Origin of the sequence: Alkalicella caledoniensis (assembly GCF_014467015.1) — a bacterium.
GTDB lineage: Bacteria > Bacillota > Proteinivoracia > Proteinivoracales > Proteinivoracaceae > Alkalicella > Alkalicella caledoniensis.
Map to the genome: position 1 here is coordinate 1822369 of NZ_CP058559.1, position 23498 is coordinate 1845866.

Annotated in this window: 28 protein-coding genes; 4 read left to right on the forward strand and 24 right to left on the reverse strand. The window is 35.1% G+C overall.

Annotation, left to right across the window (positions count from 1 at the left end; genetic code table 11):
- Positions 1–54 precede the first annotated feature (54 nt).
- The 6 genes from HYG86_RS08910 to yabG all read right to left on the reverse strand — a co-directional run bounded on the left by HYG86_RS08910 (position 55) and on the right by yabG (position 5743).
- Positions 55–918 carry a CAP domain-containing protein gene (locus tag HYG86_RS08910; protein ID WP_246451935.1) on the reverse strand — a complete coding sequence of 288 codons (864 nt, stop codon included), beginning with the start codon at positions 916–918 and terminating at the stop codon, positions 55–57.
- A gap of 133 nt (positions 919–1051) precedes the next feature.
- Positions 1052–2692: a SafA/ExsA family spore coat assembly protein gene (safA, locus tag HYG86_RS08915; protein ID WP_213168962.1), complete on the reverse strand. Its 1641-nt coding sequence runs from the start codon at positions 2690–2692 to the stop codon at positions 1052–1054.
- A gap of 135 nt (positions 2693–2827) precedes the next feature.
- A complete protein-coding gene (locus tag HYG86_RS08920; RefSeq protein ID WP_213168964.1) occupies positions 2828–3688 on the reverse strand; it encodes a patatin-like phospholipase family protein in 861 nt (286 codons plus the stop codon).
- Positions 3689–3774: 86 nt separating this feature from the next.
- Positions 3775–4047 carry a Veg family protein gene (locus tag HYG86_RS08925; RefSeq protein ID WP_246451937.1) on the reverse strand — a complete coding sequence of 91 codons (273 nt, stop codon included), beginning with the start codon at positions 4045–4047 and terminating at the stop codon, positions 3775–3777.
- 95 nt (positions 4048–4142) lie between these two features.
- Positions 4143–4862 (reverse strand): N-acetylmuramoyl-L-alanine amidase family protein, encoded by a 720-nt coding sequence (locus tag HYG86_RS08930; protein WP_213168969.1) that lies wholly within the window; start codon positions 4860–4862, stop codon positions 4143–4145.
- The gene (gene yabG, locus HYG86_RS08935; RefSeq protein WP_213168971.1) at positions 4859–5743 is read right to left on the reverse strand and encodes a sporulation peptidase YabG; all 885 of its coding nucleotides are present in this window, start codon (positions 5741–5743) and stop codon (positions 4859–4861) included. Before yabG ends, HYG86_RS08930 begins: the two co-directional genes overlap by 4 nt.
- Before the next feature lie 132 nt (positions 5744–5875).
- Here yabG and HYG86_RS08940 point away from each other — a divergent pair, with 132 nt between their 5' ends.
- Entirely contained in the window at positions 5876–6673 is a 798-nt protein-coding gene (locus HYG86_RS08940; RefSeq protein WP_213168973.1) for a glycosyltransferase family 2 protein, read from the forward strand.
- Positions 6674–6677: 4 nt separating this feature from the next.
- Here HYG86_RS08940 and HYG86_RS08945 read toward each other — a convergent pair whose 3' ends face one another.
- The 8 genes from HYG86_RS08945 to HYG86_RS08980 form a co-directional block, all read right to left on the reverse strand.
- Positions 6678–7148: a ribonuclease H-like YkuK family protein gene (locus tag HYG86_RS08945; RefSeq protein WP_213168975.1), complete on the reverse strand. Its 471-nt coding sequence runs from the start codon at positions 7146–7148 to the stop codon at positions 6678–6680.
- 22 nt (positions 7149–7170) lie between these two features.
- A complete protein-coding gene (rsmA, locus tag HYG86_RS08950) occupies positions 7171–8019 on the reverse strand; it encodes a 16S rRNA (adenine(1518)-N(6)/adenine(1519)-N(6))-dimethyltransferase RsmA (protein ID WP_213168977.1) in 849 nt (282 codons plus the stop codon).
- Positions 8012–8578 carry a ribonuclease M5 gene (gene rnmV / locus HYG86_RS08955; protein ID WP_213168979.1) on the reverse strand — a complete coding sequence of 189 codons (567 nt, stop codon included), beginning with the start codon at positions 8576–8578 and terminating at the stop codon, positions 8012–8014. The genes rsmA and rnmV overlap by 8 nt, the downstream gene beginning before the upstream one ends.
- Before the next feature lie 62 nt (positions 8579–8640).
- Complete coding sequence (locus HYG86_RS08960) at positions 8641–9423, reverse strand: TatD family hydrolase (RefSeq protein ID WP_246451939.1); 783 nt, start codon at positions 9421–9423, stop codon at positions 8641–8643.
- Positions 9424–9434: 11 nt separating this feature from the next.
- The gene (gene metG, locus HYG86_RS08965) at positions 9435–11393 is read right to left on the reverse strand and encodes a methionine--tRNA ligase (RefSeq protein WP_213168981.1); all 1959 of its coding nucleotides are present in this window, start codon (positions 11391–11393) and stop codon (positions 9435–9437) included.
- A complete protein-coding gene (locus tag HYG86_RS08970; RefSeq protein WP_213168983.1) occupies positions 11383–11550 on the reverse strand; it encodes a hypothetical protein in 168 nt (55 codons plus the stop codon). The genes metG and HYG86_RS08970 overlap by 11 nt, the downstream gene beginning before the upstream one ends.
- A 143-nt stretch (positions 11551–11693) precedes the next feature.
- The gene (locus tag HYG86_RS08975; protein WP_213168985.1) at positions 11694–13481 is read right to left on the reverse strand and encodes an ATP-binding protein; all 1788 of its coding nucleotides are present in this window, start codon (positions 13479–13481) and stop codon (positions 11694–11696) included.
- Positions 13482–13497: 16 nt separating this feature from the next.
- Positions 13498–14439, reverse strand: a complete 942-nt coding sequence (locus HYG86_RS08980) for a DNA double-strand break repair nuclease NurA (RefSeq protein ID WP_213168987.1) — start codon at positions 14437–14439, stop codon at positions 13498–13500.
- A 107-nt stretch (positions 14440–14546) separates the two neighbouring features.
- On the opposite strand from HYG86_RS08980, the gene HYG86_RS08985 reads away from it, so the two are divergent.
- On the forward strand, positions 14547–14783 hold the full coding sequence (locus tag HYG86_RS08985; RefSeq protein ID WP_213168989.1) for an AbrB/MazE/SpoVT family DNA-binding domain-containing protein: 237 nt from the start codon (positions 14547–14549) through the stop codon (positions 14781–14783).
- Positions 14784–14816: 33 nt separating this feature from the next.
- Here HYG86_RS08985 and rsmI read toward each other — a convergent pair whose 3' ends face one another.
- The 9 genes from rsmI to HYG86_RS09030 all read right to left on the reverse strand — a co-directional run bounded on the left by rsmI (position 14817) and on the right by HYG86_RS09030 (position 21203).
- Positions 14817–15641 (reverse strand): 16S rRNA (cytidine(1402)-2'-O)-methyltransferase, encoded by an 825-nt coding sequence (gene rsmI / locus HYG86_RS08990; protein ID WP_213168991.1) that lies wholly within the window; start codon positions 15639–15641, stop codon positions 14817–14819.
- Positions 15642–15655: 14 nt separating this feature from the next.
- Positions 15656–16390, reverse strand: a complete 735-nt coding sequence (locus HYG86_RS08995; RefSeq protein ID WP_213168992.1) for a tRNA1(Val) (adenine(37)-N6)-methyltransferase — start codon at positions 16388–16390, stop codon at positions 15656–15658.
- A 10-nt stretch (positions 16391–16400) separates the two neighbouring features.
- A complete protein-coding gene (locus tag HYG86_RS09000; RefSeq protein WP_213168994.1) occupies positions 16401–16700 on the reverse strand; it encodes an initiation-control protein YabA in 300 nt (99 codons plus the stop codon).
- 10 nt (positions 16701–16710) lie between these two features.
- A complete protein-coding gene (locus HYG86_RS09005) occupies positions 16711–17535 on the reverse strand; it encodes a PSP1 domain-containing protein (protein ID WP_213168996.1) in 825 nt (274 codons plus the stop codon).
- Positions 17536–17538: 3 nt separating this feature from the next.
- On the reverse strand, positions 17539–18474 hold the full coding sequence (locus tag HYG86_RS09010) for a DNA polymerase III subunit (protein WP_213168998.1): 936 nt from the start codon (positions 18472–18474) through the stop codon (positions 17539–17541).
- A gap of 5 nt (positions 18475–18479) precedes the next feature.
- Positions 18480–18809, reverse strand: coding sequence for a cyclic-di-AMP receptor (locus HYG86_RS09015; RefSeq protein ID WP_213169000.1), 330 nt, complete (start codon positions 18807–18809; stop codon positions 18480–18482).
- A 16-nt stretch (positions 18810–18825) separates the two neighbouring features.
- Positions 18826–19425 (reverse strand): dTMP kinase, encoded by a 600-nt coding sequence (gene tmk, locus HYG86_RS09020; protein WP_246451941.1) that lies wholly within the window; start codon positions 19423–19425, stop codon positions 18826–18828.
- Between the two features lie 13 nt (positions 19426–19438).
- Positions 19439–20845, reverse strand: coding sequence for an aminotransferase class I/II-fold pyridoxal phosphate-dependent enzyme (locus tag HYG86_RS09025; protein WP_213169001.1), 1407 nt, complete (start codon positions 20843–20845; stop codon positions 19439–19441).
- A gap of 178 nt (positions 20846–21023) precedes the next feature.
- On the reverse strand, positions 21024–21203 hold the full coding sequence (locus HYG86_RS09030; RefSeq protein WP_213169003.1) for a sigma factor G inhibitor Gin: 180 nt from the start codon (positions 21201–21203) through the stop codon (positions 21024–21026).
- Between the two features lie 502 nt (positions 21204–21705).
- Between HYG86_RS09030 and HYG86_RS09035 the strand changes: the two genes are divergently transcribed.
- Positions 21706–21861 carry a hypothetical protein gene (locus HYG86_RS09035; protein WP_213169005.1) on the forward strand — a complete coding sequence of 52 codons (156 nt, stop codon included), beginning with the start codon at positions 21706–21708 and terminating at the stop codon, positions 21859–21861.
- Between the two features lie 2 nt (positions 21862–21863).
- On the forward strand, positions 21864–22070 hold the full coding sequence (locus tag HYG86_RS09040; protein WP_213169007.1) for a MerR family transcriptional regulator: 207 nt from the start codon (positions 21864–21866) through the stop codon (positions 22068–22070).
- Between the two features lie 221 nt (positions 22071–22291).
- On the opposite strand, the gene HYG86_RS09045 is transcribed toward HYG86_RS09040, so the two are convergent.
- Complete coding sequence (locus tag HYG86_RS09045; protein ID WP_213169009.1) at positions 22292–23065, reverse strand: potassium channel family protein; 774 nt, start codon at positions 23063–23065, stop codon at positions 22292–22294.
- Positions 23066–23498 lie beyond the last annotated feature (433 nt).

A 23498-nucleotide genomic window follows, 5' to 3' on the forward strand; every position in this document is an offset into this window, starting at 1 on the left:
GTATACTTGCAATTCTATAAAAATAAGGAGCCCGTTTATATGGCTCCTTATTTTTTATCTGCCCACAAACATTTGTGTGAACATTATTCCGTATGGTCCACCTTCTACAATCCCAATTCCTATGTGAGTAAAGGATGGGTTTAAGATGTTCGCCCTGTGACCTGGGGAGTTCATTAGATTAGTATGGGCTCTACTTACACTAGAAGCTCCAGCTAAGTTTTCTCCTGCAGTTCTGTAGGTAATACCAAAGCTCCTCATCATATCAAAAGGACTACCATAAACAGGTGAATTATGTGCAAAATAGTTGTTTTGAATCATATCTTGACTCTTCAATCTTGCTACTCGTACTATATCTTGATCCATAGCAAGTGGTGATATTCCATTTCTTGCTCTTTCTTGGTTAATTAGACTTAGCATTTCTTGCTCCATCTGTTGTTGCCTAGTTGACGGTTGTGGCTGTGGTTGTGGCTGTGGTTGTGGTTGTGGCTGTGGTTGTGGTTGTGGTTGTGGCTGTGGCTGTGGCTGTGGTTGTGGCTGTGGCTGTGGCTGTGGTTGTGGTTGTGGTTGTGGTTTTTGTTCTTCCTCTACAGGAATAAGTACTCTTTGACCTGCAAAAATTATGTGTCCCCTTATATTATTAGCTTCCATAATAGAACCTATTGTTAAACCAAATTCCCTTGCTAGTGTAAAAAGGGTATCCCCAGCTTTTACATTATAAGTCTTATACTTTTCTAGTTGGTGCTTACTTGTATTAAGAATTTCCCTCAACCTTTGGCTTGATACTTCACCACGTATAATGTCTTCAGATTGGATCCTAAAAACAACATTTTTGCTTGTACCTAACCTAATAACTTGGTCGGTATTTTGAAAAGATAGTGCATACCCACTTGTAGACATAATTACGAATAAGAAACACATTACTAAAGCTACTACTTTAACTTTTCTGATAAATATCCCTCCCTTGTTTAGTTAACATAATTCTACATTTCGGGTGGTGTAATGTAAATGGTAATAATGGGTATATACCAAAAAAGGTGTGGGAATCCACACCTTATCCTTTTGGTTTTGGTAAGCAAGGAACTATTATTTTTTGCCCTGGGAAAATCAAATTTGGATCTTTAATTTGAGGATTAGCTGCTATAAGGTCATTTAAGCTTACACCATATTTTTTAGCTATCTTGAACAAACTATCACCTGGTTGAACCACATAGATAACAAATGTGGCTTCTGGTGGACAGAAATCATCATCTGGTACATTTACATCTGTAACCAGTTCTACTTGCTCAGTTTGGGTAACCTTAGCAAATAACTCAAGCACAGCTGTTTGTCTTCCAGTAAATCCATCCTCTGCCAAGTCTATATTGACATACTCTACTCTTGGGGTAACGTCTACATTCATACCTGGGCGGGCTCCAGGAATGTGAATAAAGTGGGTAAATGCTTCACCTTCTACTAATAATTCTTTTAAAACATTGGTGTTTTCATCTACATAAAAAACCTGTTTGTCTAACTCGCCTTTAATAATAACCTTATCTTCAATGGCTTTAGCCTCTGTTATATTAACATTAGAAACAATATTTGCTATTTTTCTAGCTGGTGATGGGAAATGAATGTCAGCAGTTACACTTAACTGATCTGAATCTTCTCCCACAACATTTTCTACCTTGAATAACTCAGTGAAAACGTCGATTCCCTTGGCTCCAACTACAACTTCTATTTGAACTGATTCAGTAACTTTTACAAACAGCTCAATTACCGCAGTTTGCTTTGCCATTCTCCTATTGTTATTATCTATTACATGGTCGATAAACTCAACTCTGGGGTAAACTTGAACATTCATACCAGGACGAGCGCCTGGTATGTCGATAAATTGTGTGAAACTATCGTCGACAGATTGTTCTTTTACTATGCCAGTTCCTTCTTCTACATAGTATATTTGCTTGTGTAGTACTCCTTCAATAACTACCTTATCATCTATAACCCTCGGATTTATGTTTGTAAATGCACTATCAACTGTGGCAATTTTTTTAACTGGATCTTCAAACTCAATATCGGATATTACCGATGTCTGAACTGTGCCTTCACCAATTACATTTTGCACCTTAACTAACTCTTTAAATACGTGAATTTTAGGACCAATAATGTCAGTAACTACTTCAACTTGAACAGTCTCAGTAACCTTTACAAATATTTCAAGTATGGCTGTTTGTTTAACCACTGTCCTAACTGGTGGCTTTGGTGGCTTTGGTTTGTGGTGGTGAGTACCTTCTACATCATCTTTTTCTTCTTCCTCACTTCTAAATTTCTTTCCTTGTTCAATCACTTCAAACCTAACGTCTTCTGGTCGTATCTTTACTTGGGCGTGATCACCAGGAGACGCACCATGGATATGAACAAATTCAGTAAATTTTTCTGGTGGAAGTGTTTCTTCATATACAACACCATCTTCACCTACGTAGTAAACTTGTTTAACAATTTCACCTTCTATTATAACTTTGTCTTCAATTACCTGGGTTTTAATTTTGTCTTGAGGTATTGTTACATCTGGAGTTAAAAATCTTCTGACTGGCCTTGGCAAGGTAAATTCACGAATAACCTTAAACTGCTTTGTATCCTCACCTACAACAAAGTCTATCTTTAACAAATCCTTTAATACTTCTACCTTTGGTAGAAAACCACCTTTATGGGTCATTAGTAATTCCTCCTTTCCCATTTTACCTATACTACAATATATGCGTTTGCCCGTTAAATATTTACCCCTCCCACTTTAGTTCTCATTCTATCTTTATGCTTAAAATCTAAATTTGTGTTATTTTTTTAGAAAAAGTTAATAATTTTTTAGGATTTTTTCACGTTTTTCTAGATAGCTTTTATAGCCCCCGTCAATAAGTCTAGATGTTTCATTGAAATCCCCTAATGAAACATCTGGAAGTTCAGGTTCAAGAGCTATAAAAGGGTTAGTATAATACTTGCTATTATCAACAGCTATTGTAATTAGTCTACTACCCAGATCTAAGATGTCCTTAACCTTATTGTCAAAGGGAGGTCTACTTGCCACCTCCACTGAAATAACCTTTTTTGCCCCTAGTTTACTAGCTAAGTTTACAGGTAAATTATTAGTAAGACCACCATCTACGAAATAACATTTTTTATAGTTTACTCCCTTATAAATTAAGGGAATTGCTATGCTTGACCTAACAGCTAAATACAAGGGTATATCATCTATAACCAAACCTTTGAACTCTTTGAATAGTTCCGGTTTGTTCGTGAATATTACATCTAACCCGCAGTTTACATCAACAGCAGTGATTGCTATGGGCTTTATTAACTCTGAGATTTTTATGTCTCCATAGATCTTGCGCAGTATTTTAGTAATCCTTTCTCCTTCTAGTAAGCTCCAGTGCGCAGTGTCTTGAAAGCTAAACTTGCCTAAGATTACCCTAACTTTTAGTTTTATAAAGTTCCACAGGTTGGGCCTGATGTCTAGTAGATCACTTTTGCTTAAGTTCAAAGCTATTTTTTCTAATGCTTCATAAGGCATGTCTAACGCTACGGCTGCAGCCATTATAGCACCAACACTACTGCCACTTACTGCCCCAATGTATATGCCATCTAGCTGAATTCCTTTTATTACGCCTATGTGTGCTATCCCACTTTGCCCTCCACCACTAAAGCTTAATCCCAACATTTTTATCACCTCTGTACAATTTACACAAAAAAGCAATAAAAGGTGCAAAAAAAGACAATAAAAAAACCGCCTATTTCGGCGGATTTTTAAGATACTGAAAAGCGAATTTTTTTGTCATCTTTGCTATAGAGCGTTAGTTCGACAGTTTCTGTTAGTATATCAGCATAAGAAAACGATAAGCGTCTATTGAAGTTCTCTTCGTTAATAAGAACTAAGAAATGGGATGGATAAATTTGCTCTAAAATACCTGTTCGTTCCATCGCTTTTTTTCTGCCTCGGTTGGCTTTTAGAGAGATTTTTTTGCCAATGTAGCCCTCTAAATCGTTCTTAATAGCAGCCAAGGTGGTTTTTGTAGCCAAAGACATCACCTCATAAAATAATTTTATTTAATTCTAACATTTCCGAGGCTTTTTGTCAAGTGAATAAATATTATAGCAACTTTTATTGTAATCTGTCAAGAGTAAATTTCAACTAAACCTTCAACTACTGCCTCAGCTACTAGTTTTTGGTTTGCTTCATTTCTAATCAACGTCTCTTCAGTAGGATTTGTTAGAAAAAGTGGTTCTATCAATATAGCTGGCATCTTTGTTTCTCTAAGCACATAAAAATTTGCTTGCTTTACTCCTCTATTTCTTCTTTGTAGCTTTTTAATTAGATAATTTTGAACTGTACTAGCTAGCCTTGAGCTTTGATTACTTCCTCGAGTGTGCCAGTAAGTCTCTGTACCATTGGCTGATGGATCACTAAATCCATTGTAATGGACACTAACAAAAACATCTGCATTATTTTTGTTAGCAATATTGACTCTTTCTGCTAAAGAGACGTTTTTATCTGTCCTCCTTGTTAATAATACATTTGCACCTAACTGAACTAACATTTTTTCAATGATTAAACTAGTACTTAGTACAACATCTTTTTCCCTAGTTCCTCTTGGTCCTACTGCACCTACAGAAGTGCCACCATGCCCTGGATCTATAACAATGGTTAAACCATCTAGTAGCAGTTTCTGTTCATCAGGAGGCGTTGGACCAGCAGCATCTTTCTTTTTTATTATTACCAGAACTTCACCACCTGATTTTTCAATAGTACTTTGATATTCATCCTCAAGTTGAACTTCAATCATTGTTGATTGAGAGTCACTTTTCTTTAAGTTAAGTTCTTTAATACCGTTCAATGTTTTTCCCCCTTTACAGAATATGGTGATTTGGGTAGACCAAGTCTGAATTTTCCCCTTGTTTCCATACCACCTATACCATCTATCCCGGTAATCGTGTTTTCTATAACATCATATATACATACCGATTCCATAATGGATGTAAAGTTGATCTTTTCCATTATAAAAACTGGGTCTAGGCAGTGAATTAAAATTCTTTGTGGTGAACTGGCAAAATTCGCTCCAGCATCTAAGATAGCCTCGTAGTGTGATTGACAAGCACCAGCAAAAATAACTAAATCATCCCTGTTAGGTTCAAACTCCCTAGCTGCCAGCACAGCATCGACGAAGTATTTAGATGTTCTGTAATTCTTTAAGTCGGTAAAATCATTATGCTTTTTTGCTAAGCCATCATGTCCTGTTAATACTAAAGTGTCGGGATTATGCTTTTTTAGTAGACTTCTCACAATTTTAGGTTGTTCACTTTCCGGGATATGGTAAGGGTACACTTTAAGCCCAAGCTCTTTGTACGCTTCTGTACAGATATCCAAATACTCTTTATCTCCATCTAAATGCACTATTGTCCCAGGTACTTCAAAATAATTTTTTATATCTTTATGTCTTTTATCTCTTGAAAGACTATAACTTTTTCGCTGTAATGTTCTTTTTGCTTCCACATCATTAATAAGTCTAAAACTAATGTTTAATATCCTTTTTCTATACTCTGAAATCTCTTTAGGGGATAAGGGGCTCAAGTCTGAAAATTGAGCGTCTGCTAATAGCCTTACATCAACTCCCTTTAGGTAGGCTATCTCCTTCTCTTTATTGATTGATATTATTTCAAAATATATATCATTGCCATATGATCTTCTTCCTACTATGTCTCCTATATTAAACTCCATGGTATACCTCCTTTCTTAATACTAGTTTATGATGTAAAAAGATTATGGTGAAAGGGTATATGTAATAATTTTGATTACCCATGGTGGCTTGATAGCATATAATTAACTAACCCCTTATTAGGAGTGGTAATTATGTTAACCGCCGTTATTCCTGCACGAAATGAAGCAGAAAGGATAGAACGTGTATTAAACCATTTACTTTTTATTGGAATTAAAAACATTGTAATTGTTGTTAACGGATGCCATGATGATACACATCAGATAGTAAAAAATAAATACCCTCAAGTAAAAATACTGCATTTTTCTGAGCCATTAGGTATAGACATCCCCAAAGCAATTGGCTGTTCGTGGGCGTTACAAAACGGAGCTAGTGATGTTTTATTCTTTGATGGAGATATGGTAGGTGAGATCACTAAAGAGCTATCTATGCTTGTATCAACCCATTTTGAAAATGGTTATGACCTAACACTTACAGACTGCTACCCGGCTCCTATTGAAAGGGATAATATACCCCAGAGGATCTTATATCCACGGCTTCACCTTAACCAACTGCTAAGTATTGATAATTTAATTGGATTTTCTAGCCCTTCCCATGGGCCCCATATACTCACAAGAAAAATACTGCAATCATTTGACCTAAAAGATTTAGCTGTCCCCCCTGTGATACTCTCACATGCACGTAAAAATGGATATCAGGTTGGTATAGGTGTGTCTATTCCTGAAGTTAGGTTAGGTTCAAAGGTGAAGAATCAAGAACATAATATGCAAATTTACGATACCTTGTGGGGAGATTGTGCAGAAGCAATTTCGGTTTATCTAAATCTCCCCCGAAATCGATTCTTTTATGGTCATTACTATGATGGGTACAACTCCAAGCGGCGTTTTGATCTATTAGATTCCTACCTAAAAAACACTACCCCCTATGGGTAGTGTTTTACTTTGTATGCCTATCTGCCACTTTACTTGCAGCAAAGGAATTTGGCTTAATAAGTATCTTATATCCTCTATCCTCCATATATTTTATTATCTCTTTTATAAGTATTTTTGTTTCCCCATTTTGCCCCACATCCACATGAATTTCAAGATTCCCTTTTACATATCCTTCCATACTATTCGTCTTTAGGGTATCAGCTGTATCTAAAGACATCTTAGTTTCTATATATATTTTCTCTCTCAAGGGAACTGGTTCTAATCTCTTTTGAGTCCTTAAATAATAAGTACCACCTTTACCTATTCTGTATATTACTATAACTGTTACAAATGTCAATTTGTTGCCTTTTTGTTGTGAATCTGTACCAATGATTATTTTAAAAAAATCTTCGGGGTATTGTCCAATCAATTTTGAAATATGATTTCTTATGCTTTTAATTTCCACTTTGTTACCCTTTGGATCCTCAAAAATCATCAGTATCAGCCACCTTAATAGTCTATTGTTTATAAAGGGTGTCTGAAAGGTGAGCGAACTCTTCGATACTTAAAGTTTCTCCCCTTCTATTTCCCTCAATATTTATCTCCTTTAATAGATTATTAAGTTGTTCTTTATTTAATTCCCTTAGTCCTGATAAATTGTTTAACAAAGTTTTCCTCCTTTGACTAAATGCCTTTCTAACAACCTTAAAGAAAAAATCTTGAGATTCTACCTGTATTTTGTTTTCAACTTTTATGTTTAGAACGGCAGAATCTACCTTGGGTGCTGGAAAAAAAGCAGAAGATGGGGCTTTGGTGACCATTTTGGGTGTTCCGTAGAAGTTCACAGCCACTGATAAAGCTCCGTAATCCTTTCCACCTGGGTTAGCAACTATTCTTTGTGCCACTTCTAATTGCATCATAAGGGTTAAACTGTCCCATGGGAGATCTGTTTCAAGGATTTTGAATATTAGGGGTGTTGTAATGTAGTAGGGTAAATTTGCAGCAACTTTAAGTTTTTTGTCTTTATGTGGTTCAAGTAGCCTTTTAAAGTCTATCTCCAAGGCATCGGAATGAATTAAATGAATGTTGGGATACGGCGAAAAATGCTCTTTTAAAATGGGAATTAGATCATTATCTATCTCTATAGCATACACAGTGGCCCCTTTTTGTGCCATTTCTACAGCCAGTGTTCCTATCCCAGGACCTATTTCAACTATTACAGAATCCTCGTCAGCCTCAGTTGCATTTATTATTTTATCCAGTATATTTTTGTCTATTAGAAAATTTTGACCAAACTTTTTTTTGAATCTAAATTCGAACTCAGAAATTATACCTTTTACTTTTGAGATAGAGTATAAACTATCCATTATTTTCACCCCTAACTTTCTTTAAAGCTTCATCAAACTCTTGTCTACTTATACCATAGGTATTTAATCTACTTAAAAAGGTTTTAGCATTTCCGTATCCTATCCCTAAGATTGCTCCAATTTCTGCTCTGTTTGTAGATGCTTTAGAGCTTAGGGCTAAATCATTTTCTATTAAGTCTAAGGTTGTGAATTCTTCTCTTTGTTCCTCATAATTCTTATTTTTATTACTTACCTTGTGAACTTTTTTTAATGCCTCTCTAATCACCTCAGGATCCACATTCTCGATTCCTATGTCATTTTCTTTAGTAGCTTTCCCCCTTGGAATAAAACAATGCTTAACCCCTGGTACATGCTCTTCTATTTTCTTTCTAATTATCTCTCCCATATGATCAGGATCTGTTAATACTATTACTCCTCTTTTCTCATGGGCAATCTTTATCCTCTGAATTATCTGGCTATTTAGCCCAAATCCACTCGTTATAATAATTTCTGCCTCGGGTACGGCCCTCTTTACAGCATGAAAATCATTTTTACCTTCCACGACAATAACTTCTCGCATCTATTTCCTCCATGTATATATAATAAAGGGAAGCTTAGCCCCCCTTATTTATTATTTCAGCTTTATTTTAATCCTAGTCTAAAAAATTTATTAGCATTTGTAGTAGTTTTAGCTGCTACTTCTTCTGGTTCAACACCTTTGATCTGAGCTATTTTTTCTATTACATACTTTACATAGTAAGGGTAGTTTAGTTTGCCCCGATAGGGTTCAGGGGTTAGATAAGGGCAGTCCGTTTCAACTAGTAAGTATTCAAGGGGTATATTTTTAACAACCTCTACAGTCTTTTTGGCGTTTTTAAATGTGATAGGACCACCTATGGATAGCATATAACCCTTCTTAACCAACTCCTTCGCCGTTTCAAGGCTACCGGAGTAGCAGTGGAATACGCCTCCGTTAATTGGATTTGGAAAATCGTCTATTATAGAAAGCATATCTCCCATGGCATCCCGTTGATGAATAACAAAGGGTTTTTTTAAATCAAATGAAAGACTTAATTGCTGTGCAAATACCATCTTTTGAGTTTCCCTTGGTGATAAATCATAATAGTAGTCCAGCCCTATCTCACCTATGGCAACAACCTTACTATTTTTAGATAAATCCCCCAACTGATTCAAATAACCCTGTTGACTTTCCTTGGCATCATGGGGGTGAATACCAACAGTAGCGTATACTTGTTCATACTTTTCACTCAATAAAATTGATTGTTTTGATGAAGGTATATCATAGCCAGTGTTAACCATGGCTATGATCCCTTCATCCACACAGTCTCTAATCAAGTCATCTACATTTCCTTGATATTTAGGATTTTCCATATGACAGTGGCTATCTATCATTTTATACCTCAATTTAATGCCTCCTATTTAACAATGCTACCAGGCTCTATATCTTTATCTATACCAGTTAGTGTTAGATTACCCTTGTGGTCACTAGCAGCTAGTATCATGCCTTGTGATAAAACACCCCTGAGCTTAACTGGCTTTAAGTTTGCAACAAATATAACTTTTTTGCCAATTAGTTCATCTGGAGAATAGTATTTTGCTATACCAGCAACAACTTGTCTATTCTCTTTTCCTAATGAAAGTGTCACTTTTAGAAGTTTATCTGCTTTTTCAATTTTCTCCACATTTATCACTTCGGCTACTCTCAGTTCTGTTTTAAAAAATTCATCTATTGTTATTAGGTTTTCTTCTTTTAGTTCTTCTTTTAGTTCTTCTTTTAGTTCTTCTTTTAGATCTTCCTTTACTTCAACTTTATCTTCTGTTTCAACTTCAAAAGCCTTAAGATCAACCCTTGGGAAAAGTGGAGGAGCTTTTATAACCTTAGCACCTGGCTTTAGTAGTCCCCATTTTGCTCCTGACCATCCTCTAATTTTTTCGTCTGAGATCCCTAATTGCTTAAAGATCTCTACAGATGTCTTAGGCATAAATGGCGTTATTAAAATCGACACTAACCTAATGGATTCTGCCAAATTGTATAACACTGTATCAAGTCTTTCTTTGTTGCTATCTTCTTTTGCTAAAGCCCAAGGCATTGTTTCGTCAATATACTTGTTAGTTCTGCTGACAAATCTCCAAATTTCAGCAAGGCCTTCGTTAATTAGAAATTCATCTACCTTCTTTTCCAAAATTCCAGGCAGCTTTTGGGCCATTTGTATAAGGTCATTGTCCACATCTGTGGTTTCATGTGCTGCAACAGGAATTATACCGTCATTATATTTTTCAATCATTGTTACTGTCCGGCTTACTAAGTTACCTAGGTCATTTGCCAAGTCAAAGTTTAACCTCTTAGCTAGTGCTATCTCAGAAAAATTACCATCGGTGTTTAGGGAAAATTCCCTTAGCAAGAAATACCTTAATGCATCACTACCGTACTTTTGCACTAATACCTTAGGGTCGATGACATTACCCTTAGATTTAGACATTTTATCGTTGTCAAATAACAACCAACCATGTCCAAATACCTTTTTAGGAAGGGGAAGATCTAGTGCCATTAGTATAATAGGCCAGTAAATAGAGTGAAACCTAACAATTTCTTTTGCCATAAAATGAACATCTGCTGGCCACCATTTTTTAAATTTATCATCATCATCTAAGTAACCGATGGCTGTTATATAGTTAGATAGAGCGTCCAGCCATACGTAAATAACATGCCTTGAGTCAAAGGGTATTTTAACGCCCCAGTCAAAGGTAGTCCTTGAAACACATAAGTCCTCAAGACCAGGCTTTAGGAAATTGTTTAGCATCTCATTTTTCCTTGACTCCGGTTGTATAAAATCTGGGTTTTCTTCTATGTACTTTATAAGCCTTGGTGCATACTTAGACATCTTGAAGAAATAGCTTTCTTCTCTAACTTTCTCAACTGGCCTTCCACAGTCAGGACAGTTTCCTTTTTCTAATTGCCTTTCAGTCCAAAAGGATTCACATGGAGTACAGTATAGTCCCTCATAGTAGTCCTTGTATATATCACCCTGGTTATATAGTTTTTCAAAGATTTTCTGGACAATTTTTTTATGCCTATCTTCAGTAGTACCTATAAAATCATCATATTCAATATCTAAGACTCTCCATAAATCCATGATCCACTCTCGAATCTCTTCTACAAAAACCTGTGGATCTTTCCCGGCTTCCTTAGCTTTTTTTTCAATCTTTTGTCCGTGTTCGTCTGTACCTGTAAGGTAGTATACCTCATGACCAGTTAATTTTTTGAATCTAGCTAAGGCATCAGCGATAACTGTTGTAAAGCAATGACCAACATGTAAAGTGTTACTTGGATAGTAAATTGGTGTGGTAATATAGTACTTCTTTTTATTTTCCATATTTTTCTCTCCTTTTTTTTGTAAATAAAAAAACTCCGCCCTTATATATTGTAGGGGCGAAGCTTAAGCTCCACGGTACCACCCTAACTTTAGCATAGTATATGCCCTCATTAGTTAGTATAGGTTCTAACGTTACCACCGGAATTTTCTGCTCCATTAGACCATATTCACTGGTTTAAAACACCGCATTCCCACCATCTGCAGCTCTCTTTAGTTCCATTTTCCAGCTACTCATCTAATATCTTAGCATTTAAATAATATAATTTAAGATATTTTACCACTTTTTTCTTCAAAGGTCAATTATACTAGTTTAAAACTATCGCCAAAAGGGGTAACTTCAATCTTAATATGCCCACTTTTTTCTAGTTTTAGTATTGCTTTATTAAGATCGTCCATGGATGTTATACCTTCTTTTTGAACATTAATCAAAACATCACTTAAGTCCACACTGTTAAATGGAAAATAAGGTCTTAGAATTTCCAAGGTTTTTCCATCTGTTTTTTTTACATACTCTTTCAATTCATCAAATGGGTTTTGAGAAAAAGGACTTACCGTGTTTGCAACCCTTATCCTCGTTGCTACTGTCCTTCCAAAAATTGCCGAGGAAATAAAAACATCCCCAGATCGTAAATAGGGTAGTCTTCTTCCCTCTTGTTCGGTCAAGTCCGTCTCTTCACGAATAGTAGCTATATCTGTCCCTCTTACAGTTCTAAATATAAACTTTGTATTTAGTTGTGCAGTTACTGTTTCATCCAACAAAGTTGGTCTTTGAGTGGCCAAAAGTAGAAATACTCCATACTTTCTACCCTCTTGAGCAATTTCCTTAATTACTGATTTTGCAGGGGAGTCATATCCTTTAGGTGCAAAGTTATGTGCCTCATCTGTAACGACCATAAATGGAGGATAAAATTCATTGACACTACCGTCTTTGAAGTGCCTACGCTTGTGATAGTAATTGCTAATAAGGTATGTGGCAAAAACCCCTAGTAGCCAAACAGGCCCTTGTATAACCACAGACTTACCATATTTAAGATTGTTGTTAACTACCTCAATATCATGTTTAAAGAGCCCTGCGTTGTCTAACCGTTTTAGCCTCCACTGTATTCCCTTTAGGGAAGCTTGCGGCAAGCTACCGAAGCTATCCAATAGTTTGTTAAGCTTGGTTATCTCTTTTAAATCGTTCTCCATATTACTATTAGCCAAGTTATTCAAACTGTTTTTCCCTAACTCCAAAGCCCTAATTACATCCTCAACCCTCTGACTAAATGTTAAATAAGAATCTCCCCTTTTATGAATCATCTCTATGGCATTTACCATGGCTTCGGTTAATGTATGGGACGCCCCCAGTAAGTTAACAATATCTCGCACATTTAGATCACTAAATTCAATCCCTATGTCTTGCCCAAGTTTAGCTACCTCATATTTACTCAAATACGTTTTCTCTTCGCTATCAAACTCCAACTCAAAATGCGGATCAAATATCAGCATTGGAATACCCTTATCCATAATTTCTTCTAGGATAACCCTAATACCATAGGACTTTCCAGAACCGGATCCACCAAATATACCAATATGTGGATACTGGTGCATTTCCCTTATGGGGAATATCAGTGGCACTCCTTTTTGTTCACATTCTTCTCCTTCTAAAACCGGTGCTATCCCCTTTAGTGACTGAGGTAAACTTTCAAATAGGCCATCAGTGCTTTTTATTTCTCCTAATGTCAAACCGTCTTCCTTAGAAGCAAAAACAAGCAAGTCCTTTACTTCTTCATATTGGGGTATTCGGACTTGAGCCCCGGTACTTACTGGGTGTGGCGTTTCCACAAAAAACTTAACCCGAGCTACGCTGATTTCATTGCTACCTATATCATAACCTAAGCTAGAAAGAGACTCCAAAACCTTTGACTCCATCAGTGTCCCATTTAAGTTTAAAGGAATATACCTATTGTAACAAAGTGTTTCCACTACCTCTCCCCTAACTATACCTAAGCTTTTATCCTCTATTATAAGTATTTCATTGATTCTAATCTTTCTTTGATCTGTTGCTACCCAAACCATTTGTTGAGTTGTCTCACCTACAACTTGCATGACTATTCCTCCCTTACTAAAACCATCTTTCCTTTCGCTTACCTGTTAAAAGTTTATATCTTAAATCTGGGCTTATATAGTTTTCGACTAATCCATCCACAACCTTATTTGTTATCCTCACTTCACTATCCACTATATCAAGCCATAATGGAATACCCCTTCCCTTTCGAGGTGTAAGGCTTGCAGCTAAGCTAATCAATTTATCCATATAGCCCCTTTGCTCTAAAAGGCAGTCAATTGCTATAGGTTGAGGGTCTTCACCTGGTCTCACAAAGGCAGTAATAAACCCTTCTTTAATCTGTTCTTTCAGGATAAATTGTTCCCCTATATCAAGAACTCCAAACATAATTTCTCTATCATAGACTTCTCCTAAATTAAGATAGTTTGTTAAGTTCTTAGTACCTATCTCTTCAATTACTCCAGCTAAAAGAATTCCTTCGTCTAAAATTATTTTCTTAAGCTTTTCCCACTTCTTCTCTGATTCTATTTTGTACCTTACTAAAGATCCATCCATAAAAATAACAGATGGTTTTAAATCAATAGCCCCTTGAATTGCAACATCTAGCTCCATCTCAGCTAATTTTTCTTTTACAAAAAAGCCTACACCATCGTATGGTGAAATGTTCCGTGCTTTACTAAACAATTCAACCTTTTTTCGAAACTGCTGGTCTAAGGGTGTTAAGATATCACTTTGAATAACTTGTCCTCCCCTAGTGGTCTTGGCTAAACCCCTAAACATCCATAATTGATGGGGGTAATTTGCACCATATGAGTTATATGAACCATCTACGCCTAACAGGTTTTCGTCCTTTGTATCCCCTTGAAGTATGGTCTTAATAACTCCTAATCCACTTAATATTGGTTTTACTCTATCCTTACTTATTTTACTTTGATAATTATCTACTAAAAACTCATTAAAAATCTTTAATTTTTCTATTAACTGTTTATCGATGTCCATAACACACCTCCAGTTTTTTAATGAAAATATATTGACTGTTATGGAAGTAATTGGTACAATATTAATGTCGAAATATGTAGAATAATGAAATCTGGGGAGGTTAAAAATTGAAATCAACTGGGATTGTAAGAAAAGTGGACGAGCTAGGTAGGGTTGTTCTTCCTATAGAGCTTAGAAGGACTCTAAATATCAATATTAAGGATTCTTTAGAAATCTATGTAGACGGAGAAAGAATTATCTTGAAAAAATATCAACCTGCATGTATCTTCTGTGGCGAAGCTGATAATATAAATTACTTTAAAGGTAAAAACATCTGCGAAAGCTGTATTGAAGAAATTAAATAGTACATAAAATAAGACGGCTTTTATGCTACCGTCTTATTTTTTTCCTTTATTTATCATAAATTGGTAAAGATCCCTTTGCCCAAGGTTTAATTCTTTCGCAGCATTCTTACAAGCTTCTTTAAGAAATTGCCCCTGTTCTAACAGTTCTTCTACCAGGACAATTCCTTGGCTGATAGTATGAATTTCTTCTTCCTTAGCCTCTATGAGTATGGTAAATTCTCCTTTTATGCCACGTTCATTAAAGTGGGAGATCAATTCTTTAGCATTGCCTGCTATTTTTTCTTCATATATTTTGGTTATTTCCCTAACAGCTACCACTTTACGCTGGTTATCTATTTTTTCTATCTGCTCAAGGGTACTCAGCAAGTCATGGGGACTCTGATAGAAAACAACAGTGCAGTGTTCACTCATTGCCTTTTCCAAAACAGGTTTCTTACTATTCCCCTTTGGCATAAACCCTATAAACTTAAACTCACTGGTGTCTAACCCAGAAATGGTAAGTGCGCATATAAGAGCACAGGGTCCAGGTATAGGCACTACTTTATGACCCTTACCATTTACAGCTCGCACGAGTATTTCTCCTGGATCAGATATACCTGGGGTGCCTGCATCTGACACCAAGGCAACATCCTTGCCTTGATCTAACAATTCTATGATGTTGTCAACTTGTTTGCGTTCGTTGAACTTGTGATACTGGATAAGCTTTGACTCTATAGAAAAATGTTTAAGTAGCATTCCAGTTCTTCTGGTGTCCTCAGCTGCTATAAAGTCTACCCCTTTAAGTGTATTGATTGCCCGTAGGGACATGTCCTCTAAATTCCCAATGGGAGTTGCACAAAGGTAAAGTTTTCCTGCCATGCTTTATAGCCTCCCTATGTGTAATATATTTTTTTCACTTCTTCTGTGTAGCTACCATCTTGTTCATATATTATTAGTGTAGGTAAAGTTATAAGACCGGGCTTTCCACCTTTTATTCCTTCAATTAAAAGAATCCTTGGTGTACTATCTGGTCTAGATTGAACAAGCCTTATTCTTTTAGGCTCCAGCTTGTAATGTCTCATCAAGTAACATATATCTACTATTCTCTCTGGCCTATGTACCATGGCAAACTTCCCACCGTATTTTACTAGCTTACTGGCTTCAAATATAACGTCCTCAAGGTTACAGCTAATCTCGTGTCTTGCTACTGCTTTTGCATCAAGGGTACTAATTTCTCCAGTTTTAGGTATCATATACGGGGGGTTAGATACCACAACATCATATTGCTCATGGCCTAATTTTTCATGAATCCTTTTAAGGTCAGTTTTTATTATTTGAATATTGTTAATGTTGTTTAATTCAACAGACCTTTTGGACATATCGGCCAAAAGGTCTTGTATTTCTATACCTATTACTTCTTTTACTTGTTTTCTTCCTACTATCAGTAGTGGGAGTACCCCTGTGCCAGTTCCTAAATCCACAACCTTATCTCCCTTTGTTAAGGAAACAAAGGCACTAAGCAATACACTATCCATAGTAAACGAAAATACTTTTTTATTTTGGATAATACGTAAACCGTTTCTTTGTAATTCGTCTATTCTTTCTCCAGGTAAAAGTTTTATGTCCAATTCTTTTCACCTATTTCTTTAAAAGTGATATGCAAAATAAACAGTCGCCTTCGTTTCGCAAGCTACCATAGTGCAGATGGCATATATGAAATCCCTCATTATAAAGTCTAGCTAGAGCATCTTGTCCTTCTTTTACTGGACTCAACTCTTTTTTACCCTTTAAATGGGGTATCTGCTCTTTTAGCCACTTATTTTCTTTCTCTAGTCTTTGGTTTTCCTGCATTAAAAGTTTATGATCCTCTTTCAAAGTTTTCAGTGCTCTATAGAATTCCTCTAGTTTATCCTCTAAAAACTTGATTTGTTCTTCCATCTAAATCCCCCTAATCTTGTTGCTTTGTTTCTACTACTTTAACTTTGCAAGCGGGGAAGTCAACCCATGTTTTACTATCATATATTTCAACTTTAACAGTGTTTTTCAGGGGATTTACTTCTGTTATTCTACCCTTGCCAACTTCTGTAAGTACCTCAACACCTACCTCTGGCATGTTTTTACGAGCTTCCTGGTAGTGATGATTTTCATAACGCAAACAACACATTAATCTACCACAGATGCCTGAAATCTTTGTAGGGTTTAAAGATAAATTCTGCTCCTTTGCCATCTTTATGGATACCGGTTCAAAGTCCCCTAAAAATGTGCTACAGCAAAGGGGTCTACCACAACAGCCTAGACCGCCTAGCATCTTTGCTTCGTCCCTAATACCTATTTGCCTTAGCTCTATCCTAGTACGGAATACAGAAGCTAGATCTTTAACTAATTCTCTGAAGTCAATCCTTCCTTCAGCAGTAAAATAAAAAATAATCTTCGAGGCATCAAAGGTAAATTCAACATCTATAAGTTTCATTTCCAAGTTATGTTTTTTAACCTTTTGTTCACATATATCAAATGCCTCTTTTTCCTTGGATTTGTTATCCTTCACTTGGTTAGTATCATCATCTGTAGCGATTCTAATAACCTTTTTGAGAGGGAGAACCAATTCAGCCTCGTCTACAGTTTTAGGTCCTACGACAACTTCCCCATACTCTAAGCCTCTGGCTGTTTCTACAATAACACTATTTCCTGTGCTAATATCCCATTGTTCTGGATCAAAATAATAAATTTTGCCAGCCCTTTTAAATCTAACTCCCACTACTTTGTATTGTTCCATTTTTTATACCTCCTGTAGGGCATTAAAAACAACTTCTAAGTTAAGCATGGAATTTATGCTATGTTTTAAGCTATTTCTAATCAACTTAATTTTCTTCATTATTTTCTCAGGATCATTTACATTGATATTTATTAGTTTATCATAATAATCCTTATTTATTAGTATATGCTTATTTTGTCCGAATTTCAAATACATAAGGTCTCTTACCCAAAATTCTAGTAAATCTAAAGTAATATTTATATCAACGTTTTCTAATAAACTGCTAATTTTAATATAATCTGTTCCTTTATTATTACATTCGCATAACAGATCATAAAGAGTTTTTCGATTACTTATGAAGTCCGTTTCAATTAGCTGTAACGCTTGTCCTAAAGATCCTTCACAAAAATCCGCTACAATTTCAGCTTCCTGAAATTGTAGCTGGTTATTTTTTTCCAGATATTCTGAGAGCTTATTCTTTGATAGAGGTTTCATCATTATAGGTATTGCCCTCGATTTAATTGTTGTTATAACCTTAGTAACATTATCACTGAGTAAAAAGATGGTAAGATAGGGTGGTGGCTCTTCTATTAAAGTAAGTAATTTATTTGCTCCTTGAACATTAAGCCTATCCACTCCGTCTAAAATCACAATCTTCCTCTTTCCTTCTAAGGGTGAATACAATGAAGCTTTTTTAAATTCATTTACTGTTTCAAGTTTAACAATGGAATCCTCGCTAGAAAAGAAGTTTACATCTGGATGGTTATTACTATCAATGTTTCTACAAGTTCTACAAGTACAATCCCAACTTCCACATAAAATGAACTTAGCTAGTTCTTTTACGAAGGCTTTTTTACCTGTCCCCTTTTTACCGTGGATTAAGTAGCAATGATGAAGTAAACTATTTGCAATAGCTGTTTCAAAGTACCTTTGATTTTCCTGTTGTCCTAGCAAGTACATTTAATCTAAACCCTTTCAAACTGATCTACGTCAATTACAAAAATAGTTGCACCACCCACTACTACTTCTACGGGATAGGGTACATAGGATTCAACTGATCCACCAATTGGCGACATTGTTGTGACCATTTTTTCTCTACTTTTACAAACTTTTTTAATAATTTCAACAACCTCACTTGTCTGATGGTCCTCTACACCGATCAAGACAGTTGTGTTTCCTGATTTCAAGAAACCCCCAGTACTAGCTAATTTTGTAGTCTTGAAGCCCTCATCAACTAGATTTTCTAAAAGCTTTCCGCTATCTTTATCCTGAATCACAGCAATTACTAATTTCATACTCTTCCCTCCCTGTTTATTTTAATGGTATATTCTTTATTAACTCTAAACTTATCTCTTCAACACTTTTATTACCATCAATCTTTATCATACCATATTTTTCTGCAAGATTTAGGTACCCTTCTCTTACTTTTCTAAAGTATACTTCTCCTCGACTTTCTATTCTATCCTTTGATCTGTTTATTCTGCCGAGGGATGTATTTGTATCAAGGTCTATTAAAAATGTAACATCTGGCATCAGACCCGTAGTTGCTATCTTATTAATATCCTCAACAATATCAATACCTAGATCTAAACCCATACCCTGGTAAACAATACTGGAGTGAAGATAACGGTCTGCAATTACCCATGTTCCTTCATTTAAAGCAGGTTGTATAATTTCATTGACAAGTTGTGCCCTTGCAGAAGCATAGAGTAAACACTCAGCCATATTTGATATTTTACTTTCAGGGTTTAGTAAAATATCTCTAATTTTGTCCCCAGTCTTTGTTCCCCCTGGTTCTCTTGTATATAAGTATTTTATTCCTTTACTGTGTAAAAATTGACTTAGTAGTTTGCTTTGTGTTGTTTTTCCTGCCCCATCTGGACCTTCTATCACTATAAACTTTCCACGCAATACAATCTCTCCTTTATTCCCTTACTACCTCTATAATACCATTTTTCACCCCATGTACGCTAGAGGATGTATTTTTTACATAGTCTACAATCTCTTTAGTTATTTCTTCCCCAGGCATTATCAACGGTATCCCTGGTGGGTAGGGAGTTATTATATCGGTGGCAACCCTTCCAACAGATTGTTCTATTGGAATCTTTTCTTTTATACTATAAAACCCTTGCCTTGGAGATATAGCAGAAGATTTAGGCAAGATTGATGTAGCAAATTTTTCATCTTGTTCATCTAGGCGACAAATCAAAGCTCTCTTTATAGCAATATTAATTAATCGGGCCGTTTTTCTTATATATTCTATTTTTATTTCAGAATTTATAAAAAAGACTATCTTGTTATCTAGTATTAACTCTGGATATACACCAAATAGTATCAGGTTTTTATAAACACGTTGAGCAATGGCACTTTTCTCAAACATAATTGTTACTTTAGTAGGATCTAGATAATAACCCCTAAGATTTTTACCCTCTATATACATTATTTTATATTTATCTAATAAATCCTTCATATACTTAGCTTTTTTTTCAGTTTTATTTAGTATTTCTTTACCTTTATTTTTGTATCTACTCAGGCTGTACTGCATTGAACTTAGTAATAGATAAGATGGGCTAGATGTTGTAACTAGAGATATATGCCTCCTAAAGTCATTTACAGATATTTCTTCACTGTTTAAGTGTACCATAGCGGTTTGTGTTAGAGCATTTAAATTTTTGTGGAAACTATTTACTACTATATCTATATTTCCATTGTTACCTAAATACTTTTTAAATCTTGTGAAATTCAAGTGACTACCGTGGGCCTCATCTAAGATTATTTTAATGCCTCTACTTACACATAAGTCTGAGATCTTTTCCAGTTCCTTAATACCTACACCATAGTAGTTTGGCGAGGTAAGAATTACTCCCTTTATATGGTTATCTTTGTTCAATTCATGCAAAATCTCAGAGTATGTTGGGGGTAGCAATATACCGTATTCTCTATTCCTACTGTTTAAGAAGTATATAGGTTTAGCTCCTGATATAACTAAACCATACTGCACTGATTTGTGACAGTCTCTGGTGATTAGTACTTTGTCTTTTTCATTAAAAAAGTACGACATTGCAGCTAACACACCAGATGTGGAGCCATTGACTAAAAATATACTATTTTTACTACCAAAAACTGTACTAAGCTCCCTTTCTGCTTTTTTAATGATACCATCTGGTGCATGGTAGTCATCCATTCCGTGTATTTCAGTTGTTTCGAAAAAAGGCATATTTTTAACGAATCCATAAGGTAGATTCTCGCCACCAAAATTTCCTGGCATATGGAATTTAAATTTTGTTCTTTTGTTGTATTTATATATTTCTTCTAGGTTTTTTATGTTCAACTATATACTCCTTTTCTTTGCAATAATATTGAGATTATTATATACAAAATCTTTACTGTGGTAAATAGTAAGTTAACAAAAGATGATGCAGTTTTATTATAATAACTTACCTTATTACAAAGACCCAGCAATCTAACGTAGTGCACTTACGCTTAGATGCCAGGTCTTTATATTCATCTTATTTAGCTTCACTTACTTCCCATACTCTTTTAATACCACATAGAATTTTATCATATTCTGGGTCATCAACCTGAGTACTGGAAATCTTATCTAAGCACGTGTTGCAAATAAAGCTTTGTAAAATATTAATACCCAAACCCAGGTCAGTGTTTTCTTCGCAAACTGAACAACATTTCACAATAACACCACCTTTTTTAGGGGTATTATTTCCCTTATTGTTACTTATTATACACTATAATAACAAAGTATATTTAAAGAAATCTAATAGGCTAAAAACATTAGATAAAAAAGCGCTTCTATTATATATACACTAAATTTTATCTAATGTGCATGAATATATTTTTGACGATTTTTTGACGAAACATAAAAAGACCTCACCATTTTGAATGGCGGGGTCTTAGCTATCTGTATTTTCTATTTCTACCAGATAATAAAAAAGTTATATTTTAGCAAAATATTCCTATAATATACTTGACTCGAGTAAACTAATTTGATATAATATAATTAGAAAGGAGGTGAGGATAGTGGTTGAAATAATAAAAGACTTACTTCAAATAGTGGTTTTAGCACTAACAGTCGGCAAACTGGTAATAGAGCTAAAGAAACCAAAAGAGAAGTAAGTCCACAGGGGGAAGAAATTCCCCCACCCTAACTATATTATATCACAACCACTTACAATTATGAAAACAAATTTAATTTCTATTATTTTAGTTGGTCTAGTTGTACTAAACATACTAGACGGTAGTTTTCAGGAGCCAAGTGCTTTTGATTATGTAAAGTTTGTTCTACTTGCTGCAGCTTTAATTCTAAGCATAATAAAAGCTAGGAGGAAATAGCCATGGAATACAGTTTTAGGTCTAAGGAAGAATTATTGAACTTCATCGCCGCTGAGGTAATAACAACAACAGAGGCCTTAGAAATTCTAGGCTGTTCAAGGCAGTATATTGGGCAACTGGTAAAGGATGAAAAACTAATTCCTATTAAAAGAATGCATAACGCTTCCTTGTTCTTAAGGTCAGATGTGGCAATGTTTAAAAGAAAATGAGGGCTAGAGATAGCTCTCTTTTTCTTTTAAAAAAACTAAGAAGTAAGGCAAGGATAACCCCTTTTGATGTTTGCATTCTCTGAAATTATAGGTTACCTCGTAACTTACTGTTCCTTTTTAGTTATTAAGGGTGTTAACATTGATAAAATTTATAACAATGGACAAAAAGCCAATTAGGCAATAATATATAATTTTATATGCCAAAGAATGCTTAATCATTCTTACCTATCAATACCCTTTAGCCCTCTTAATACCACAAACATTTGTTCCAGGTCGCTGCTTGTAAGTTCATCAAATTTATCTAATTTGTTTTTAATATCTGTAATTACTTCTTTCTCGTAGCTAATAGGTTTTTTTCCTTCGTTAAGAAAAAAAGTGGCAATAGTACCTGTTAGCATACCAATAAAGCCAATACCTACAAGCATTAATGTGCCTGCCACTATTCTACCTCCAAAACTTACTGGTGATATATCTCCATACCCTACTGTAGTTGTTGTAACAAATGCCCACCATATGGCATCAAGAAAATTGATATCCTCAAAGAATTTTATACATACGGAACCTAAAACAACAATCACAATAGTAATAAAAATAATATAAATAAGACCGTTAGTTTTTATAAATATGAGAAACTTATCTTTAAACCGAGTTAACCATGCCACTGACCTAAGAACTCTATTAAACCTACTAAGCCTAGCTAACCTTACTAGCCTTGCTAGCCTAAATACTCTAAAAATAGATGAAAAAGGAATAATGGAAATAAGCTCTGCTTTATTGCTCAGAACATACCTTTTCTTATTTTCTGCCATGAACAGCTTTATAGAGTAGTCAGCAATAAATATAGCTAAAATGAAGGTATCAATCTTTTCAATAAATAAAGCCGTTGTTTCCGGCAAATCAAAAATAATTTCCCCAATTAACATAGATACAACTATTAACGCTAGAATAACCATGGTATATTCATAAATAATATATAATTTAGTTTTATCTATCATCTTATTTATTGTAATCCCCCCATCCTGCATCTCTAATTTTTTCTTTTTAGTCCCAGCTATAATAACATAACTAGCACCAGGACTTTTTAAGAAATTATCAATGTATCTAACTTGGGTTGAACCTCATTATTCTCTACCTACTATACTGTGACTGTCCTATACCTAGATAGTCTGCAAACTCCCTGCCGTACTTATATCCTAGTGTCACCCTTATTTGTATAAGTCTATTTCTCACTGCCATAGAATCACCACGCTTAGTCTTAGTTTATGTATTCTAGGAGAAATTAGGAATTCCTGCAAATTACTAAGCGATCAGATATTACTAACATAAAAGCCACCAGTAACCTAGGTGCACTCCAATTTATACTATAGTAATAATTAAGATAAAAATATAAATCCTATGCTCTATATGCATAGGATTTGGTACCGTATT

Bases quoted from the DNA above. Each gene is read 5' to 3' on its own strand.
- HYG86_RS08910 (WP_246451935.1), bottom strand. From the start codon at position 918: ATGTGTTTCTTATTCGTAATTATGTCTACAAGTGGGTATGCACTATCT.
- safA (WP_213168962.1), bottom strand. From the start codon at position 2,692: ATGACCCATAAAGGTGGTTTTCTACCAAAGGTAGAAGTATTAAAGGAT.
- HYG86_RS08920 (WP_213168964.1), bottom strand. From the start codon at position 3,688: ATGTTGGGATTAAGCTTTAGTGGTGGAGGGCAAAGTGGGATAGCACAC.
- yabG (WP_213168971.1), bottom strand. From the start codon at position 5,743: ATGGAGTTTAATATAGGAGACATAGTAGGAAGAAGATCATATGGCAAT.
- HYG86_RS08940 (WP_213168973.1), top strand. From the start codon at position 5,876: ATGTTAACCGCCGTTATTCCTGCACGAAATGAAGCAGAAAGGATAGAA.
- HYG86_RS08945 (WP_213168975.1), bottom strand. From the start codon at position 7,148: ATGATTTTTGAGGATCCAAAGGGTAACAAAGTGGAAATTAAAAGCATA.
- rsmA (WP_213168977.1), bottom strand. From the start codon at position 8,019: ATGGATAGTTTATACTCTATCTCAAAAGTAAAAGGTATAATTTCTGAG.
- rnmV (WP_213168979.1), bottom strand. From the start codon at position 8,578: ATGCGAGAAGTTATTGTCGTGGAAGGTAAAAATGATTTTCATGCTGTA.
- metG (WP_213168981.1), bottom strand. From the start codon at position 11,393: ATGGAAAATAAAAAGAAGTACTATATTACCACACCAATTTACTATCCA.
- HYG86_RS08970 (WP_213168983.1), bottom strand. From the start codon at position 11,550: ATGGAGCAGAAAATTCCGGTGGTAACGTTAGAACCTATACTAACTAAT.
- HYG86_RS08975 (WP_213168985.1), bottom strand. From the start codon at position 13,481: ATGCAAGTTGTAGGTGAGACAACTCAACAAATGGTTTGGGTAGCAACA.
- HYG86_RS08980 (WP_213168987.1), bottom strand. From the start codon at position 14,439: ATGGACATCGATAAACAGTTAATAGAAAAATTAAAGATTTTTAATGAG.
- rsmI (WP_213168991.1), bottom strand. From the start codon at position 15,641: ATGGCAGGAAAACTTTACCTTTGTGCAACTCCCATTGGGAATTTAGAG.
- HYG86_RS09000 (WP_213168994.1), bottom strand. From the start codon at position 16,700: ATGGAAGAACAAATCAAGTTTTTAGAGGATAAACTAGAGGAATTCTAT.
- HYG86_RS09005 (WP_213168996.1), bottom strand. From the start codon at position 17,535: ATGGAACAATACAAAGTAGTGGGAGTTAGATTTAAAAGGGCTGGCAAA.
- HYG86_RS09010 (WP_213168998.1), bottom strand. From the start codon at position 18,474: ATGTACTTGCTAGGACAACAGGAAAATCAAAGGTACTTTGAAACAGCT.
- HYG86_RS09015 (WP_213169000.1), bottom strand. From the start codon at position 18,809: ATGAAATTAGTAATTGCTGTGATTCAGGATAAAGATAGCGGAAAGCTT.
- HYG86_RS09035 (WP_213169005.1), top strand. From the start codon at position 21,706: ATGAAAACAAATTTAATTTCTATTATTTTAGTTGGTCTAGTTGTACTA.
- HYG86_RS09040 (WP_213169007.1), top strand. From the start codon at position 21,864: ATGGAATACAGTTTTAGGTCTAAGGAAGAATTATTGAACTTCATCGCC.
- HYG86_RS09045 (WP_213169009.1), bottom strand. From the start codon at position 23,065: ATGATAGATAAAACTAAATTATATATTATTTATGAATATACCATGGTT.